Source organism: Streptomyces sp. GESEQ-4, from assembly GCF_017948455.1.
Lineage (GTDB): Bacteria > Actinomycetota > Actinomycetes > Streptomycetales > Streptomycetaceae > Streptomyces.
Genome location: NZ_JAFFSU010000005.1, coordinates 329,173 through 344,345, shown reverse-complemented (window position 1 = coordinate 344,345; position 15,173 = coordinate 329,173). Strand labels below are relative to the sequence as shown.

Annotated in this window: 14 protein-coding genes; 10 read left to right on the top strand and 4 right to left on the bottom strand. The window is 71.5% G+C overall.

Annotated elements, in window-relative coordinates:
• The first annotated feature begins 269 nt into the window (after positions 1-269).
• From KCH48_RS13640 to KCH48_RS13625, 4 genes are all read left to right on the top strand, one after another.
• Entirely contained in the window at positions 270-1,790 is a 1,521-nt protein-coding gene (locus KCH48_RS13640) for a PP2C family protein-serine/threonine phosphatase (protein WP_210573685.1), read from the top strand.
• An 82-nt stretch (positions 1,791-1,872) separates the two neighbouring features.
• Complete coding sequence (locus tag KCH48_RS13635) at positions 1,873-3,336, top strand: aminopeptidase P family protein (RefSeq protein ID WP_210573682.1); 1,464 nt, start codon at positions 1,873-1,875, stop codon at positions 3,334-3,336.
• A 53-nt stretch (positions 3,337-3,389) separates the two neighbouring features.
• On the top strand, positions 3,390-4,760 hold the full coding sequence (locus KCH48_RS13630; RefSeq protein ID WP_210573680.1) for a PLP-dependent aminotransferase family protein: 1,371 nt from the start codon (positions 3,390-3,392) through the stop codon (positions 4,758-4,760).
• Positions 4,761-4,829: 69 nt separating this feature from the next.
• Entirely contained in the window at positions 4,830-6,059 is a 1,230-nt protein-coding gene (locus KCH48_RS13625; RefSeq protein WP_210573673.1) for an MFS transporter, read from the top strand.
• Here KCH48_RS13625 and KCH48_RS13620 read toward each other — a convergent pair.
• From KCH48_RS13620 to KCH48_RS13610, 3 genes are all read right to left on the bottom strand, one after another.
• Positions 6,031-6,867 carry a triphosphoribosyl-dephospho-CoA synthase gene (locus KCH48_RS13620; protein WP_210573671.1) on the bottom strand — a complete coding sequence of 279 codons (837 nt, stop codon included), beginning with the start codon at positions 6,865-6,867 and terminating at the stop codon, positions 6,031-6,033. The genes KCH48_RS13625 and KCH48_RS13620 overlap by 29 nt on opposite strands.
• An 8-nt stretch (positions 6,868-6,875) precedes the next feature.
• Positions 6,876-7,805 carry an intradiol ring-cleavage dioxygenase gene (locus KCH48_RS13615; RefSeq protein ID WP_210573662.1) on the bottom strand — a complete coding sequence of 310 codons (930 nt, stop codon included), beginning with the start codon at positions 7,803-7,805 and terminating at the stop codon, positions 6,876-6,878.
• Positions 7,806-7,887: 82 nt separating this feature from the next.
• Positions 7,888-8,448, bottom strand: coding sequence for a GNAT family N-acetyltransferase (locus tag KCH48_RS13610; RefSeq protein ID WP_210573660.1), 561 nt, complete (start codon positions 8,446-8,448; stop codon positions 7,888-7,890).
• Positions 8,449-8,620: 172 nt separating this feature from the next.
• Between KCH48_RS13610 and KCH48_RS13605 the strand changes: the two genes are divergently transcribed.
• The gene (locus tag KCH48_RS13605) at positions 8,621-9,613 is read left to right on the top strand and encodes a triacylglycerol lipase (RefSeq protein ID WP_210573657.1); all 993 of its coding nucleotides are present in this window, start codon (positions 8,621-8,623) and stop codon (positions 9,611-9,613) included.
• A 13-nt stretch (positions 9,614-9,626) separates the two neighbouring features.
• On the opposite strand, the gene KCH48_RS13600 is transcribed toward KCH48_RS13605, so the two are convergent.
• Positions 9,627-10,073, bottom strand: coding sequence for an ATP-binding protein (locus KCH48_RS13600; RefSeq protein WP_210573655.1), 447 nt, complete (start codon positions 10,071-10,073; stop codon positions 9,627-9,629).
• Between the two features lie 237 nt (positions 10,074-10,310).
• Between KCH48_RS13600 and KCH48_RS13595 the strand changes: the two genes are divergently transcribed.
• From KCH48_RS13595 to KCH48_RS13575, 5 genes are all read left to right on the top strand, one after another.
• Complete coding sequence (locus KCH48_RS13595; protein WP_210573653.1) at positions 10,311-11,123, top strand: hypothetical protein; 813 nt, start codon at positions 10,311-10,313, stop codon at positions 11,121-11,123.
• Between the two features lie 195 nt (positions 11,124-11,318).
• The gene (locus KCH48_RS13590; RefSeq protein WP_210573651.1) at positions 11,319-12,056 is read left to right on the top strand and encodes a YcnI family protein; all 738 of its coding nucleotides are present in this window, start codon (positions 11,319-11,321) and stop codon (positions 12,054-12,056) included.
• 102 nt (positions 12,057-12,158) lie between these two features.
• Positions 12,159-12,809 carry an SCO family protein gene (locus KCH48_RS13585; protein ID WP_210573649.1) on the top strand — a complete coding sequence of 217 codons (651 nt, stop codon included), beginning with the start codon at positions 12,159-12,161 and terminating at the stop codon, positions 12,807-12,809.
• Positions 12,806-13,261, top strand: coding sequence for a copper chaperone PCu(A)C (locus KCH48_RS13580; RefSeq protein WP_210573647.1), 456 nt, complete (start codon positions 12,806-12,808; stop codon positions 13,259-13,261). The genes KCH48_RS13585 and KCH48_RS13580 overlap by 4 nt, the downstream gene beginning before the upstream one ends.
• A 14-nt stretch (positions 13,262-13,275) precedes the next feature.
• Positions 13,276-15,171, top strand: coding sequence for a copper resistance protein CopC (locus KCH48_RS13575; RefSeq protein WP_210573638.1), 1,896 nt, complete (start codon positions 13,276-13,278; stop codon positions 15,169-15,171).
• The last annotated feature ends 2 nt before the right edge of the window (positions 15,172-15,173 follow it).

The window sequence follows — 15,173 nt, the reverse complement described above, 5'->3', positions numbered from 1 at the left end:
GTCGCGCGTGTTTCTCTTCGCCTCCGCCACGGGAGGATGGGGCACGGTCGTCGGTGGTTAAGACGCCCGGGTCCGTCGCCAGGTTCCGGGTGATTCCCAACCACCCCTGGCCTTCACCGAGTACGTACCCATCACGACCGCTGTGACGCTCCGTGGAGCAAGGCCAGTCGACCGCAATAGGCTGTTACCCGAGGCAGTTTTGAGCCAACTTCGCTTTTACGCAAGAGGTCTACTGAAATCCCACGGACACCAGGAATCCCAGCAGGACAATGCTGGACATCCCCTCACGAGTGCGTGTACATGTGGAGACACTGCTAGCGGCGCAGAATGACATGGGGGTTTGCGATGCTATCGAGCAATACGCACCGGTCGGAAAGCCGGACACCATGAACGCCCCTCACGCTCCGAAAGTGGCTGGAATCGATACAACGGTTCCGTCGCCCGCACACACTGTCGCGCCCGCGCCCGCGGCCTCCGAAAACGCGGCCGGCCCAGCCGTCCCCGCCCCGAACGCGCCCGGCGCACTGCTCCAGGACCGCCTGGCCGGCTGGGTCTCCGACCTCACGACTCTCCACGAACTCACCGAACGTCTGGCCCGCACAGCCGCACTGGCGGACGCCCTCCAGGAAGTGCTGCGCGCCGGAGCCGCCCTCGTGGGCGCCCGGCGCGGTCTCGTCGCGTTGGAGCCCGGCGACGGGCTGGGACCGGACACGACCATCGGCCTCGGCCTGGCGCGAGCCGATCTCGGCCACATCGAGACCGTGCCGCGCGGCGCGATGCCCTTCGGCCGGATTCTCGACGGTCTGCCCGGCACCGAGGACGGCATCGTCCAGCCCGATCTGTTCGCCGAGGACGGCCTCGACCCCCGGCACCGCGAGGTCGCCGCGCGCCTCGGCTACGCCGCCAGCTACACGCTCCCCCTGTCCACGTCCGCCGCCGGCCGCCTCGGTGCCGCCGTATGGCTCTACGACGAGCCCGCCGAGCCGGTAGAGCGGCAGCGCCACCTCGTCGGTCTGTACGTCCGCTACGCCACCGAGCACCTGGCCCGGCTGCTCGAAGTCGAGCGCACGCGCGCGTGCATGGCGACGATGGCCGAGGAACTGCTCCCCTCACGGCTGCCGCGGGTGGCCGGCATGCAGCTCGCCGTCCGGCACCGCACCGGCCCGCGCGGGGGCGGCGACTGGTACGACGCGCTGCCGCTGCCGGACGCCGCGCTCGGCCTGGCCGTGGGCTCGGTGACCGGCTCAGGACCCAGCGCCGTCGCCGCGATGGGCCGGCTGCGGGCTTCCCTGCGGGCGTACGCCGTGATGGAGGGCGAGGACCCCGTCGCCGTCCTGTCCGACCTGGAGCTGCTCCTGCGGCTGACCGAACCGGCCCGGTCCGCCACCGCCCTGTTCGCCTACTGCGAGCCGGCGCTGCGCAAGATCACGCTGGCCGGCGCGGGACACACCCCGCCGCTGCTGATCGGTGAGCGGCGCACGGAGTTCGTGGAGACGTCCGTGTCCGCGCCGCTGGGGATGCTCGCCTGCTGGGAGGCGCCCAGCGTGGAACTGGAGGTGGGAGCCGGGGAGACGGTGCTGCTGTACACCGACGGGCTGCTGCACCGCACCGGCGACCCCACCGACCGCGCCTTCGCCCGGCTGCACGCCGCGGCGGCCGGCGTACCCCGGAGCTTGCGCCGGGATCCGGCCGCGATCGCCGACCACATCCTGCGGACCGTACTGCCGGACGGGCGGGACGAAACGGACTCCGCGGAGGACGTCGTACTACTGGCCGCTCGTTTCGAGTAGCAGCCGGTAACAGGTCTTCCGGCCCTGGGCCCCCTTCCTCGCGACCGTACGATGGTGGGGGTCCAGTGCCGTATCTAGGAGGATGACCGTGGCCGACGAGCTCACACCGGAGACCCCGGACGAGACCGAGAAGCCGATCAAGAAGCGGAAGAACGGCCTGTACCCGGGCGTGTCCGACGAGCTGGCCGAGAACATGAAGTCCGGCTGGGCCGACACGGAGCTGCGCGACCTGGAGCCGATCGCCCAGGCCGCCGAGACCGCCGCGCGGCGTGCCGCGCTGTCGGCGCGTTTCCGGGGCGAGCGGCTGGTGATCCCCGCGGGCAACCTGAAGACCCGCTCGAACGACACGGAGTACCCCTTCCGCGCGTCGGTGGAGTACGCGTATCTCACCGGTAACCAGACCGAGGACGGTGTGCTCGTCCTGGAGCCGGTCGGTGACGGCCACAAGGCGACGCTCTACCTCCTGCCGCGCTCCGACCGCGAGAACGGCGAGTTCTGGCTCTCCGGCCAGGGCGAGCTGTGGGTCGGCCGCCGGCACTCGTTGAGCGAGGCGGAGAAGCTGTACGGCATCCCGGCCGCGGACGTGCGCGGGCTGGCGGACGCGTTGGCGGAGGCCACGGGTCCGGTCCGGGTCGTACGGGGCTACGACACCCGCATCGAGGCCGCGCTCACCGACAAGGTCACCGCCGAGCGGGACGAGGAGCTGCGGGTCTTCCTGTCCGAGGCGCGGCTGGTCAAGGACGCGTTCGAGATCGGCGAGCTGCAGAAGGCCGTCGACTCGACCGTGCGTGGCTTCGAGGACGTGGTGAAGGTCCTCGACAAGGCCGAGGCGACCTCCGAGCGGTTCATCGAGGGCACGTTCTTCCTCCGCGCGCGGGTCGAGGGCAACGACATCGGCTACGGCTCCATCTGCGCGGCCGGACCGCACGCCTGCACGCTGCACTGGGTGCGCAATGACGGGCCCGTGCGCTCCGGTGAGCTGCTGCTGCTGGACGCGGGCGTCGAGACGCACACCCTGTACACCGCCGATGTCACGCGAACGCTGCCGATCAACGGGCGGTTCAGCGAGATCCAGAAGAAGATCTACGACGCCGTGTACGAGGCTCAGGAGGCCGGGATCGCGGCGGTGAAGCCGGGGGCGAAGTACCGGGACTTCCATGACGCCGCGCAGCGGGTGCTGACCGAGAAGCTGGTCGAGTGGGGGCTCGTCGAAGGGCCCGTGGAGCGGGTGCTGGAGCTGGGGCTGCAGCGGCGGTGGACGCTGCATGGCACGGGGCACATGCTCGGGCTGGACGTGCATGACTGTGCGGTTGCGCGGACCGAGACGTATGTCGACGGCACGTTGGAGCCGGGGATGTGTCTGACCGTTGAGCCGGGGCTGTACTTCCAGGCCGATGACCTGACGGTGCCGGAGGAGTACCGGGGGATCGGTGTGCGGATCGAGGACGACATTCTGGTGACGGAGAGTGGGAACCGGAATCTGTCGGGTGGGTTGCCTCGGCGGTCTGATGAGGTGGAGGCGTGGATGGCTCGGCTCAAGGGTTGAGTTTCGGCTGCGGGTAGTTCGTGGCTGGTCGCGCCCACGCGGCGGAGCCGCAAATGTCACAGCCCCGCGCCCCTGGCGGGGTTGGTGTGGACCTGCATCTAGAAGTCATCGCTGCTGAGGGGCGTCGCGCGGGACTTGAGCGTGCCCTGCGTGACGCCGTTCGGGATGGGCGGCTTGCTCCTGGGGCCCCCTTGCCCGCTACTCGGCGGCTCGCGGCTGAGTTGGGGGTTTCGCGGGGGACCGTGAAGGCCGCTTACGACCAGCTCGTCGCCGAGGGGTATCTCACCGCTCGGCAAGGTGCCGGTACGCAGGTCGCGCCGCTGCCCTCCGCCACCACCGAGCCGCCGGAGGCAGCCGCACGCGCGCGTGCGCCCCTGTTCGATCTGCGGCCGGGGAGTCCGGATGTGGGGGCGTTCCCCGCTGCCGCCTGGCTGCGCGCGCTGCGGCGGGCCATCGCCACGGCGCCCTCCGCGGCGTACGACTACGGGGATCCGCGAGGGCGTGTCGAACTGCGGACCGCGCTGTCGGGATACCTGGGACGCGCGCGGGGGGTCATCGCGCCGCCGGAGCGGATCGTGATCACCTCCGGGTATGTGCAGGGACTCTCGCTGCTGACGCGTGTGCTGGAGGGCGGGACCTTCGGGATGGAGGATCCCGGGCTGCCCTTTCACCGGGAGGTGGTGCGGCGTGGCGGCGGGAGCGTGGTGCCCGTCCCGGTCGATGAAGGGGGAGCCTGCGTCGAGGGGTTCGGGGATGCGGCCGCCGTGGTCGTCACGCCGGCGCATCAGTATCCGACCGGTGTGACGCTGCGTCCCGAGCGGCGGCGGGCGCTCACCGACTGGGCACGCGCGCGTGGTGCGCTGATCGTCGAGGACGACTACGACGGGGAGTTCCGTTACGACCGGCAGCCGGTCGGCGCCCTTCAAGGGATGGCACCGGCGCAGGTGGTCTATCTGGGCACCGCCTCCAAGACGCTGGGGCCCGCGCTGCGGCTCGGCTGGATGGTGTTGCCGCCGGACCTGGTCGACGCGGTGGCCGACACCAAGCTGCACAGCGACCATCACACCGAGTCCATCGGCCAGTTGGCGCTCGCCGAGCTGATCGACAGCCATGCGTACGACCGTCATGTGCGCGCGTGCCGGTTGCGGTACCGGCGGCGCCGGGACCGGCTCGTGGAACGGCTGGGGGCGCGGCGGCACGTGCGGGGGATCGCGGCCGGGTTGCACGCTCTGGTGGAGGTCGAGGACGAGGCGGCTGCCCTGGAGCGGGCGGAGGCCGCGGGGCTCGCTGTCGGTCATCTGGGCGAGCACTGGCACGCATCCGGTGAGGGGCGGCCGCAGGGGCTGGTCGTGGGGTACGGGACGCCTCGGGAGCGGGTGTATCCGGAGGCGTTGGAGGTGTTGGGGAAGGTGCTGGACCGCTGAAATTGGGCCACTGAACGAGCGGTTGATTGGGCCTTCTGAGGGGTCCAGTGCACTTCTAGTGTCGACGGCATGCCGAACTCCCTCGTCCCGCCCGCAGGCCCGCAGCGTGTCCTGGCCCTGGCTCAGCTGACCAACTCGGTCGGCGACGGCGCCTTCTACGTGACGTCCGCCCTGTACTTCACCCATGTCGTCGGCCTCGACCCCGCGCGCGTGGGACTCGGGCTCACCCTCGCGTGGGGCGTGGGGTCGCTGGCGGGCGTACCGCTGGGGCGGCTCGCGGACCGGCGTGGGCCGCGCGGTACGGCCGTGCTGCTGGCGTTGGCGACGGGGCTCGCGGTGGCGTCGTTCCTTGTCGTACGGGGCTTTGTGCCGTTCGTTGTCGCGGCGTGTGCGTACGCCACCGCGCAGTCCGGGCTCGCGGCGGCCCGGCAGGCGCTGCTGGCCGGGCTGGTGTCCGCCGGGGAGCGGACCGGGCTGCTGGCGCATCTGCAGGCGACGCTCAACGCCGGTCTGGCAGTGGGCGCCGGTCTTGGCGGGCTCGCGCTGCAGGCCGGGACCAGGACGGCGTATCTCGGGGTGTTCGCGTTGGACGCGGCGAGCTTCGTGGTGTGTGCGGGGCTGCTGCTGAGGCTGCCGGCCGTCGCCCACGCGCGCGTGGAGCGTGCCGAGCGGCTCGGGGTCCTGCGTGACCGGCCGTATGCCGTCGTCACGCTGCTCAACACCGTGCTGCTGCTGCGGATGCCCTTGCTCAGCCTCGGGATACCGCTGTGGATCACTGAGCGCACGGATGCTCCGGCCTGGCTGGTGGCAGCGCTGTTCGTGCTCAACACCGGGGCGGTGATGGCCTTTCAGGTGCGGACGGCGCGCGGGATCACGGGGCTCGCGACGGCCACGCGCGCGGTGCGGTGGTCGGGCTGGGTGATGCTGGCCGCGTGTGCGGTGTTCGCGCTGTCGGCGGGCGTTTCGTCGTGGGTGGCCGTGACTGTCCTGGTGATCGGCGCGGTACTGCAGGTCGTCGCCGAGATGGGGCAGTCGGCGGGGTCCTGGCAGCTGTCGTTCGAGCTCGCGCCGGCCGACCGGGTCGGTGAGTACCAGGGCTTCTTCGGCACCGGCGTGACCGTCGCCCGCACCGCCGGTCCGCTCGTCCTGACGACGCTGCTCGTGGGGTGGGGGACGGCGGGCTGGCTGCTGCTGGGCGCGGTGACGCTGGCGGCGTCGTATGCGATGGGGCCGGCGGCCCGGGTGGCCGCCGGCCGGATGCAACGTGACGTCAGGCCGCTGCCGGTACGCGTGCGCTGACCGGCAGCGAGTCCAGGAACAGCGCCCCCGCCAGCAGCCCCGCACTCCCCCGTGGGCTCCACGCGCGCGCGTGCAGGTCGGCGTCGAGGGCGGTCAGGGCTTCGCGGCCCGCCTCCGTCGCCGTACCGCCCGCCGCCAGGACACCGCGGGCGCCGGCCTGGACATGGCGCAGTCCCAGCGGGCCCGCCGTGTACAGCAGCTCGGTGTCCTGGAGGGTGGACATCACGGTGAGCAGGGCGTCGAGCTGGGCCTCGCCCTCCGTGGCGCCGGCCGAGCGGGCCGTGGTGAGCGCGTCCAACGCCCGCCGTACGTGCGGGAACCCGGCGCGGGCCTCGCCACGGGCGCCCGCGGCGCCGTACTTGGCGGACACCGAGGAGCCCCGGGAGGGCCTGCGCGGGGCGCGCTTGTCGGGGTGGGCGGCGAGGCGCTTGGCGGTCGCGGCCACGTCGCGCGCGCCGGCCCCGGGAGCCAGGGCGGCCGCCGCTACCAGCAGGCCGAGCGCCCACAGGGCACCGCGGTGGCCGCCGCCCGCGAGGCCCACCGAGTGCTCGGTGCCGCGCCCGATCGCGCCCAGTTCGGCACGGAGTCCGGGCGTGGGCTCGCCGGTGCGGCGGGCCGCCGCGGCCATCGCCGCGAGGCCGGGCGCCAGCGCCTTGGCCGACCAGCGCAGGGCACGGTGGTCCTGGCGCGTGGCGCGGGCGCCCAGGTCACGCGGGTCGGGCAGGCCGGGCTTGGGAGCGAGCGCCAGTTGTCCGGTCAGCGCGGTCACGGCGGCCTGCGCCAGCCTCTCGTCCTCGCGGCTCGTCATCGTCGTACCTACGAGGCCGCGGACGCCGAAGCCGACGGGGCGTCGCTCGGCGGGGTGCCCGTGGGAGGCGTACCGCCCTCGCCGCCACCGCCGCTGCCCGCGCCGGTGTTCTCCGCGTCCGGGTCTACGCCGAGGGTGAGGAAACCCTTGTAGCCCTTGGAGGGGTCGGCCTTCTTGACCGGTTTGAGGGTGAGCAGGCCGCTGGACGCGCCGCCGCCGTCGTACACCATGTCGTTGTCGAGGGTGGTGTAGCTGCCGGAGTGCTGGGCGTAGGGCTCCAGGGTGAAGATCTCCTGGGCGATCTCGTCGTCGAAGAAGAACTGGCCGGTGAAGTTGACCTTGCCGCCCTCGTAGGTGCCGTCCTCCTTCTCGCCGCCGGTGTGCACCTTCACATGGATGTGGCAGGTGCGCGGGGTGTACCAGCCGGGGAAGATCGTCTCGAACTTGACGACCCCGTTGGCATTGGCGATCTGGTAGCCGCGCAGGTAGGTCTTGTCGTTGGCCGTGGAGCCGTCCTCGCTCTCGGCGGGGGCCGAGCCGCCGGGGTTGGCGGTGGTGTAGCCGGAGTAGTAGCCCCAGGCGTCGCAGTGCCAGATCTCCACGGCCGCGCCGGGGACCGGGGTGCAGCCGTCGGTGGCGTCGACGACGGTGAGGCGCAGGGTCAGCGGGACGCCGCTCTTGCCCTCGGTGATGTCCTTCCGCACCAGGGCACCGTCGAGGTAGTAGGGGCCTTCCGTGACGCTCGACATCAGCGTCATGCAGGCGCTGCCGCTGGTGGCGCTCGCCGAGGCGGTCGCGGTCGCTTCGGCGGTCGTCGTCTCGTCGGCGAAGGCCGTCTGGTAGCCGGCGACTGCGAGGCCGCCCGCCGCGACCGTGCCACCGGTCACCGCGAGGGCGCGGCGCCGGGTGATCGTGGTGTTCCTGTGGTTTCCCGTCATGGTCGGGAACGTATGGGCGCCGTCCGTCAAGGAGATGGGGCGGCGCTGTGCTCCGGCTGTGAATGCTGAGGAGCCTGAAGTCTCACAGTCGCGGGTCCTCGTCGTGCAGGATCCGCTGGAACATCCGGTGGTCGCGCCACTGGCCGTCGACGTGGAGATAGCGCGGGGCGGTGCCGATCGGCTCGAACCCGCACTTCTCCAGCACGCGTTGGGATCCCGTGTTGTCCAGCAGGGTGGTGGCTTCGATCCGGTGCAGTCCGACGCGGTCGCGGGCGATGCGGCACACCTGCTGTACGGCGGCGGTCGCGAGACCCCGTTTCTGGTGGTCGGCGGCGACCCAGTAGCCGAGATAGGCGCTGCAGAAGGGTCCCAGGGTGATGCCGGTCAGCGTGATCGTCCCGACGACCCGGCCGCCTGATACCAGCAGCCAGGGCACGAGTCGGCCCTCGGCGAACTCCCGCATCCGTGCGTCGAGGCGTTCGGCCTGTCCCTCGACGGTGAAGAAGCTCTCCGGGCGGCGCGGCTCCCAGGGGGCGAGGAAGTCCCGGTTGGCGACGTAGGCCGCACAGAGCGCGGCCGCGTCGGACGGCCCGGCGAGCCGGAGTGTCACCCCGCCCGGCAGCTCTTCGGTTGCGATCTCCATCCGCCCACCCTAAGGACCCCGAAGACCGAGGTGACGGGGCTGGGCAGAGCCGCACGTATGAAAAGCGCTGCTCCAACGGGGGTGGGTGCGGTGCGGGGCCCTGGGACTGACGGCCGCTCCTTGATGATCTTGGGCGTCTGCGTGTGACCAGGACTCTGACTAGGAGCAGTACATGTCACATAGCACCGTCCGGCCCGCCCCGCGCTCCCGCCTGATCACCTGGCTGGCAGCCCTCGGCGCGGTCACGGCCCTGCTACTCGGCTCCCCGGCCACGTCGGTCGCCGCCGACACCCCGAAACCGCCCTCGGGACCGACCGTCTCGGGCCCCGAGGCCCTGATCCGCGGAACCCTCCAGCCGGATGCCTCACCACCGGGGGCGAACGACTGGCAGTGCCGGCCGACCGCCGCTCACCCCCGCCCCGTCGTCCTGCTGCACGCCACCTGGTCGAACGCCAATCTGAACTGGATCACGCTGTCCACCTGGCTGAAGAACGCCGGATACTGCGTCTTCGCGCCGAACTACGGCGGGGAACCGGGAGTTCCGTTCAAGGCCACACGCCACATCCCCGACTCCGCCCGCGAGATCGCCCGCTACGTCGACCGGGTACTCGAAGCCACCGGCGCCAAGCAGGTCGACCTGGTCGGCCACTCCCAGGGCGGCGGCGTGCTGCCCCGCTGGTACCTGCGGTTCGAGGGCGGTACGAACCCGGCGGACCCGGCGCACAACAAGGTCCGCCGGCTCATCGGCCTGGCCCCGTCCAACCACGGCGCCACCGCGTCCGGCCTGGGCACCCTCACCACCGAACTCGGTCTCAACCAGACGGTGTCCCTCGTCGCGGGGCAGGCGTACGCGGACCAGATGGTCGGGTCCCAGGTGCACACCACGCTCGACCGGGACGGCGACACACAGCCGGGCGTCGACTACACAGTGATCACCACGCGATACGACGAGGTCGTCACGCCGTACCACCACCAGTTCCTCAAGGCGGGGCCGGGCGCGACCGTACGCAACATCCTTCTTCAGGAGGTCTGTCCCCAGGACCGCTCCGAACACGTGTCGATCGCCTACGACTCCAACGCCCTGCAACTCGTCGGCAACGCCCTCGACCCCGCCCATGCCCAGCCCGTGAGCTGCCGCTTCTCGGCACCGCTCCTCGGCGGCTGACCCGCCGCAGGCGTCACACCGCCACCAGGGGGGCGTCAGTCCGCCACTTGAGGATCTTGTCGAAGCTGACCACCGCGCCGCCACGTCCCGGCTTGTTGCCGATCTGGACGTGGTCGGCGAGTTCCCGGATGAGGTACAGGCCGCGGCCGTGCTCGGCTTCGCTGTGGGAGGGGCGCGGGCTCTGCCGGCCGGTGAAACCCGGTCCTGAGTCGGCCACTTCGATACGGCACTTCTCGCCGTCGAGGTACGCGGTGACGCGGAAGGCCTCCGACGAGCCGCCGTGCCCGGTGTCGCCGCCGTGCTCCACGGCGTTCGCGCAGGCCTCGGTGAGGGCGACGGAGAGGTCGTAGGAGATGTCGGGGTCGACGCCCGCGCTCTCCATCGTGCCGAGCAGCAGCCGCCGGGCGAGGGGAACGCTCGCAGCCTCGCGCCGCAGATGGAGTGACCACCAGATGCTCATGCTCCAGCCTCCCGGCCCGCGGCTCGACATACCGTTACGTATTGCCGCAAGCGCCCGGGCGTAAGCGCATCGTTGACGTGATGCCGCCCATACGGCCGATGCGCCGGGGGCGTCTATCGGTGTATGTGGGGTGGGCATCTATGGGCGAGACACACCAGAAGGTGAGCTTCCGGTCCTAGGCCATCTTGCGGACCTGCCGTATGGGACCCGTCGGGCCAGTGCGATGATTGGCCCGCCATGACTGCCCCCCACCAGCGCTGGGTGCGCTCCGGACGGGACCTCCGGGTGCTGCGGGCCGCGGTGTTCGCCGCGGTCTGCGTCGTGCTGGCCGCTGCCGGGCACGCCCTCACCTCCTGCGCCACGGTGCCGCTGTGGACGCTGGGCGCGGGATTCCTGGGGGTCTTCGGGGTGGCGGCGCCGCTCGCCGGGCGGGCGCGCTCGCTGCCGGGGATCGCGGGACTGCTCGCGGTCGGGCAGGTGGTCCTGCACTCGGTGTTCGGGCTCGGGCAGCATGCCGCGACAGCCTCGGCCGGCTCGACGACGGGCGCCGCAAGTGACGCCTCGCTGGTCGCGCAGGCCGCCCGGCTGCTGTGCGGGTCCGCCGCGGCGGCGATCAGCCCCGCGCAGGCCCACCGGATCCTCACCGAGGCGCGGATCGACCCCGTCTCGGCGGGGACGCACGCCCACCATGCGTCGGCCACCGTGTCCGCGGACTCGGGGTCAGCCCTGTTGCCGTCCCTGCCGATGCTGCTCGGCCATCTCCTCGCGGCGCTCGCCGCCGGGTGGCTGCTGCGCCGGGGGGACCTGGCGCTGCTGCGGCTCGTGGAGTTGTCGGCGCACGGGGTCGCCGAAGGGGCGCTCGTACGGTCCCTGCGCGGGGCGCTCGCGCTGGCTCGTGCCCTGTGCGCAGGCCTGCCCGCCACGCCGGAAGCCGGTCCGCGTCCGACGCGCACCGTGCCGCTCGCGCCGCCGCGGCCCCGCACCACCGCACTCCAGCACACGGTGATCAGACGCGGCCCGCCGGTCGTCACGCTCGTTCTCGCCGCCTGACGCGACGCGCGCCCGCCCCTTCATGACGTACTGAGTCGACGTACTGAGTTACGGATCCGTAAGAGGCCGCCGTCGCGCGGCACACGCGCGTGCCGGTCATTCTCATCAGCCTTGCCTCAATAGGCACCCACGCGCGCGTGTACCCCTCTTCACCACCGGAATCCGCGATATCTCACTCGAAGTGGAGTGCCCCGCATGAAGGCCTCTCGTCTCGCCGCCGCCGGCGCCATCGCTGCCTCGGCCGTCGTCGTCCTGTCCTCCCCCGCGTTCGCGCACGTCACCGTGCAGCCCGAGGGGACCGCCGCCAAGGGCGGTTACGCCGTCGTCGACTTCAAGGTCCCCAACGAGCAGGACGACGCCTCGACGACCAAACTCGAGGTCAGCTTCCCGATCGACCACCCGCTGGCCTCCGTGATGCCGGAACCGGTCGAGGGGTGGAGCATCAAGACCACCAAGTCCACGCTGGACAAGCCCGTCGAGTCGCACGGCGAGAAGCTCACCCAGGCGATCACCAAGGTCACCTGGACCGCCACCGGCGACGGCATCAAGCCCGGCTTCTTCCAGAAGTTCCCGGTCTCTATCGGCGCCCTGCCCGAGGACACCGACGACCTCACCTTCAAGGCGCTCCAGACCTACTCCAACGGCGATGTCGTCCGCTGGATCGAGGAGCAGCAGGAGGGCCAGGAGGAGCCCGAGAACCCGGCTCCGGTGCTCACCCTGTCCGCCGCCGAGGAGGGCCACCACGGCTCGGGGGCGAGCGAGGAGCCCGCCGACGACGCCTCGGCAGCCGCCGCGACCACCACCGCCGACGCCGAGAGCGCCGACAGCAGCGACACCACCGCCCGCGTGCTCGGCATCGTCGGCATCGTCATCGGCGCGGTGGGCGTGGCCTACGGCGTGCTCGCCGGCCGCCGGCGCACCGACAACGCCTGAGCCCGCCACCCGCGGTGCGCGCCGGAGCGTGTACAGCGCATCTCATAGGCGTCTGTACGCCCCCGGCGCGCGCCGGAGTTCACACATCTGGGATATTTCGCTATGCGCAAGAAGACGTTCGCGGCGGCCGCACTGCTCGCCGCCGCCACCCTGACCCTCTCCGCCTGCGGCAGCAGCGAAGGCGATGACTCGCCCGTCGCCGTGGTCTCCGAGGAAGCCGGCTCCGACAAGGCCGCAACCGTCCTCGACCAGCCGTTCGAGAAGCCGGACCTCGTCCTCACCGACACCAGCGGCAAGCCGTACGACTTCCGCAAAGAGACCAAGGGCCACCCGACCCTGCTCTACTTCGGCTACACCAACTGCCCCGACGTCTGCCCGCTGACGATGAACAACATCGCCGTCGCCAAGAAGCAGCTGCCCAAGGCCGAACAGGACGAGCTGCGGGTCGTGTTCGTCACCTCCGACCCCGACCGTGACACCGCGAAGGCGCTCGGCAAGTGGCTCAAGGGCATCGACACGCAAGTGGTCGGCCTGACCGGCGACTTCGCCACCATCCAGGCCGGCGCCCGCACCCTGGGCATCTCCCTCGAGCCGCCGCACAAGGAGAAGGGCAAGATCGTCTCCACGCACGGCACCCAGGTCATCGCCTTCTCCCCGAAGACCGATGGGGGTTACGTCCTCTACGGCGAGGACGCCACCGTCGACGTCTACACCGCCGACCTCCCCAAGCTCATCAAGGGTGAGAACCCGTGAAGCGGATCGCCCTGACCGCCACGGCCCTGGTGGGCACGCTGGTCCTCGCCGGCTGCGGCGGCTCGGCCTCCGCGGACGGCGAACCCGAACTGTCCGTCGGCGCCGCCTACATGCCCCAGCCGGTCTCGGACTCCATGGCGGCGGGCTTCCTCACCATCGACAACAAGGGCGGCACCAAGGACGAGCTGACCTCCGCCACCAGCGACGCCGGCACGGTCACCGTCCACGAGACCGTCGGTTCGGCGATGCGGGAGGTCGCCTCCCTCGACATCCCCGCACACGGTCAACTCGTGTTCAAGAGCGGCGGAAACCACCTGATGTTCGAGAAGCTGAAGCGGAAGCCGAAGCAAGGCGAGACGGTCTCCGTGGAACTGCACTTCGCCGAGTCCGGCCCGATCACGGTTGAGATGCCGGTGAAGCCGGCGACGTACAACCCCAAGACCGGGCACTGAGGGAGGGACCCCCTGTGACACAGACCATCGCCCCCCGCGTCCGGACCCTGGTGCTGCTGCTCCTGGCCGCGACCGGGCTGCTCCTCACCGGGGCCGGACAGGCCTCCGCGCATGCCGCGCTGAGCGGCAGCGACCCCCAGCAGGGGGCGGTGGTCGACAAGGCCCCGGCCCAGGTGTCGCTGACCTTCACCGAGCAGGTCTCGATGTCCGACGACTCGCTGCGCGTGCTCGACCCCAAGGGCAAGCAGGTCACCAGCGGCGCCCCGTCCAACGTGAGCGGCACGACGTACACCGTGAAGCTGCACAGCGGCCTGCCCGACGGTACGTACACCGTCTCCTACCAGGTCGTCTCCGCGGACAGCCATCCCATCGCCGGCGCCTACACCTTCTCCATCGGCGCCCCCTCCGCCACCTCCGTCTCGGTGGCCGACGAGACCGTGGGCGGCGGGGTCGTCGGCTGGCTGTACGGGTTCGGGCGGTACATGTCGTACGCCGGTTTCATCGTGCTGGTCGGCGGCGCCGCCTTCGTCCTGGCCTGCTGGCAGCGCGGCGCCGGAGTGCCGGCCCTGCAACGGCTCGTCGTCTCCGGGTGGATCACGCTCACCGCGGCCACCCTCGGGCTGCTGCTCCTGCGCGGCGCCTACACCAGCAGCGGGCAAGTGGGCGACATCTTCGACCTGGACCTGCTCGGACAGGTCCTCCAGACCAAGACCGGCGCGGCCCTCGTCTCCCGACTCCTGCTGCTCGCCGCAGCGGCGCTGTTCATCGCGGTGCTGTTCGGCGCCTACGACAAGCGCGAAGAAGAGGAGGAGAAGCGGGACCTGACCTTCGGGCTCGCGGTCGGCGGGGTCGTCGTGGCCGCCGGGCTCGCGGCGAGCTGGGCGATGTCCGAGCACGCCTCCGTCGGCATCCAGGCCGGGATCGCGATGCCGGTCGACATCCTCCACCTGCTCGCCGTCGCCGCCTGGCTCGGCGGACTCACCGCGCTGCTCCTCGCGCTGTACCGGGCGCCCGCGGACAACCCGCTCGACTCCACCGCCGTACGCCGCTTCTCGACCGTCGCCTTCAGCAGCGTCGTCGCGCTGGTCGCCACCGGGATCTACCAGTCCTGGCGCCAGCTCGGCTCCTGGTCGGCGTTCATCGACACGACGTACGGCCAGCTGCTGCTCGTCAAGATCGGGCTCGTGGCGCTGCTCGTCGGCGTCGCATACCTCTCGCGGCGGTGGACGGCCCGGCTGGCGGAGACCGTGCCCGCGGCGGCCGAGGTCGTCGCGAAGGAGCCTGCCGGCGCCCGGGCCGGCACCGGCTCGAAGCAGCCCGACGGCGACTCGGAGCGGGCCGCTCAGCTCGCTCGGCAGCAGGCCGCGATGGACGCGGCGCGGCAGAAGCGGTCACGGGACGCCGATCCGAACCGGTTCGGGCTACGGCGCTCCGTGCTCGCGGAGGCAGGCGTCGCCGTCGTCCTGCTCGCCGTCACCACCGTGCTGACGCAGACCGAGCCGGGACGCACCGAGGAGGACGCCAAGGCCGCCTCCTCGTCCGCCGCTTCCGCCTCGGACTCGGAGTCCGGGGCGCTGACCCTGGACATGCCGTTCGACACGGGCGGCGAGGACGGCAAGGGCCTCGTACGGATCGACCTGGACCCCGCGCGCGTGGGAGGCAACGAGATGCATGTCTACGTGCAGCGGCCCAACGGCCGGGCCTTCGACATCCCCGAGGTGAAGGTCGCCTTCACTCTCGAGGCCAAGGACCTCGGGCCCCTGCCCGTCACCCCCGACCACATCACCACCGGCCACTGGACGGCGACCGGAGTGCAGATCCCCATGGCCGGCGACTGGAAGATCGCCGTGACCGTACGGACCTCCGACATCGACCAAGTGACCGTCGACAAGAACGCGCAGATCGGCTGAAC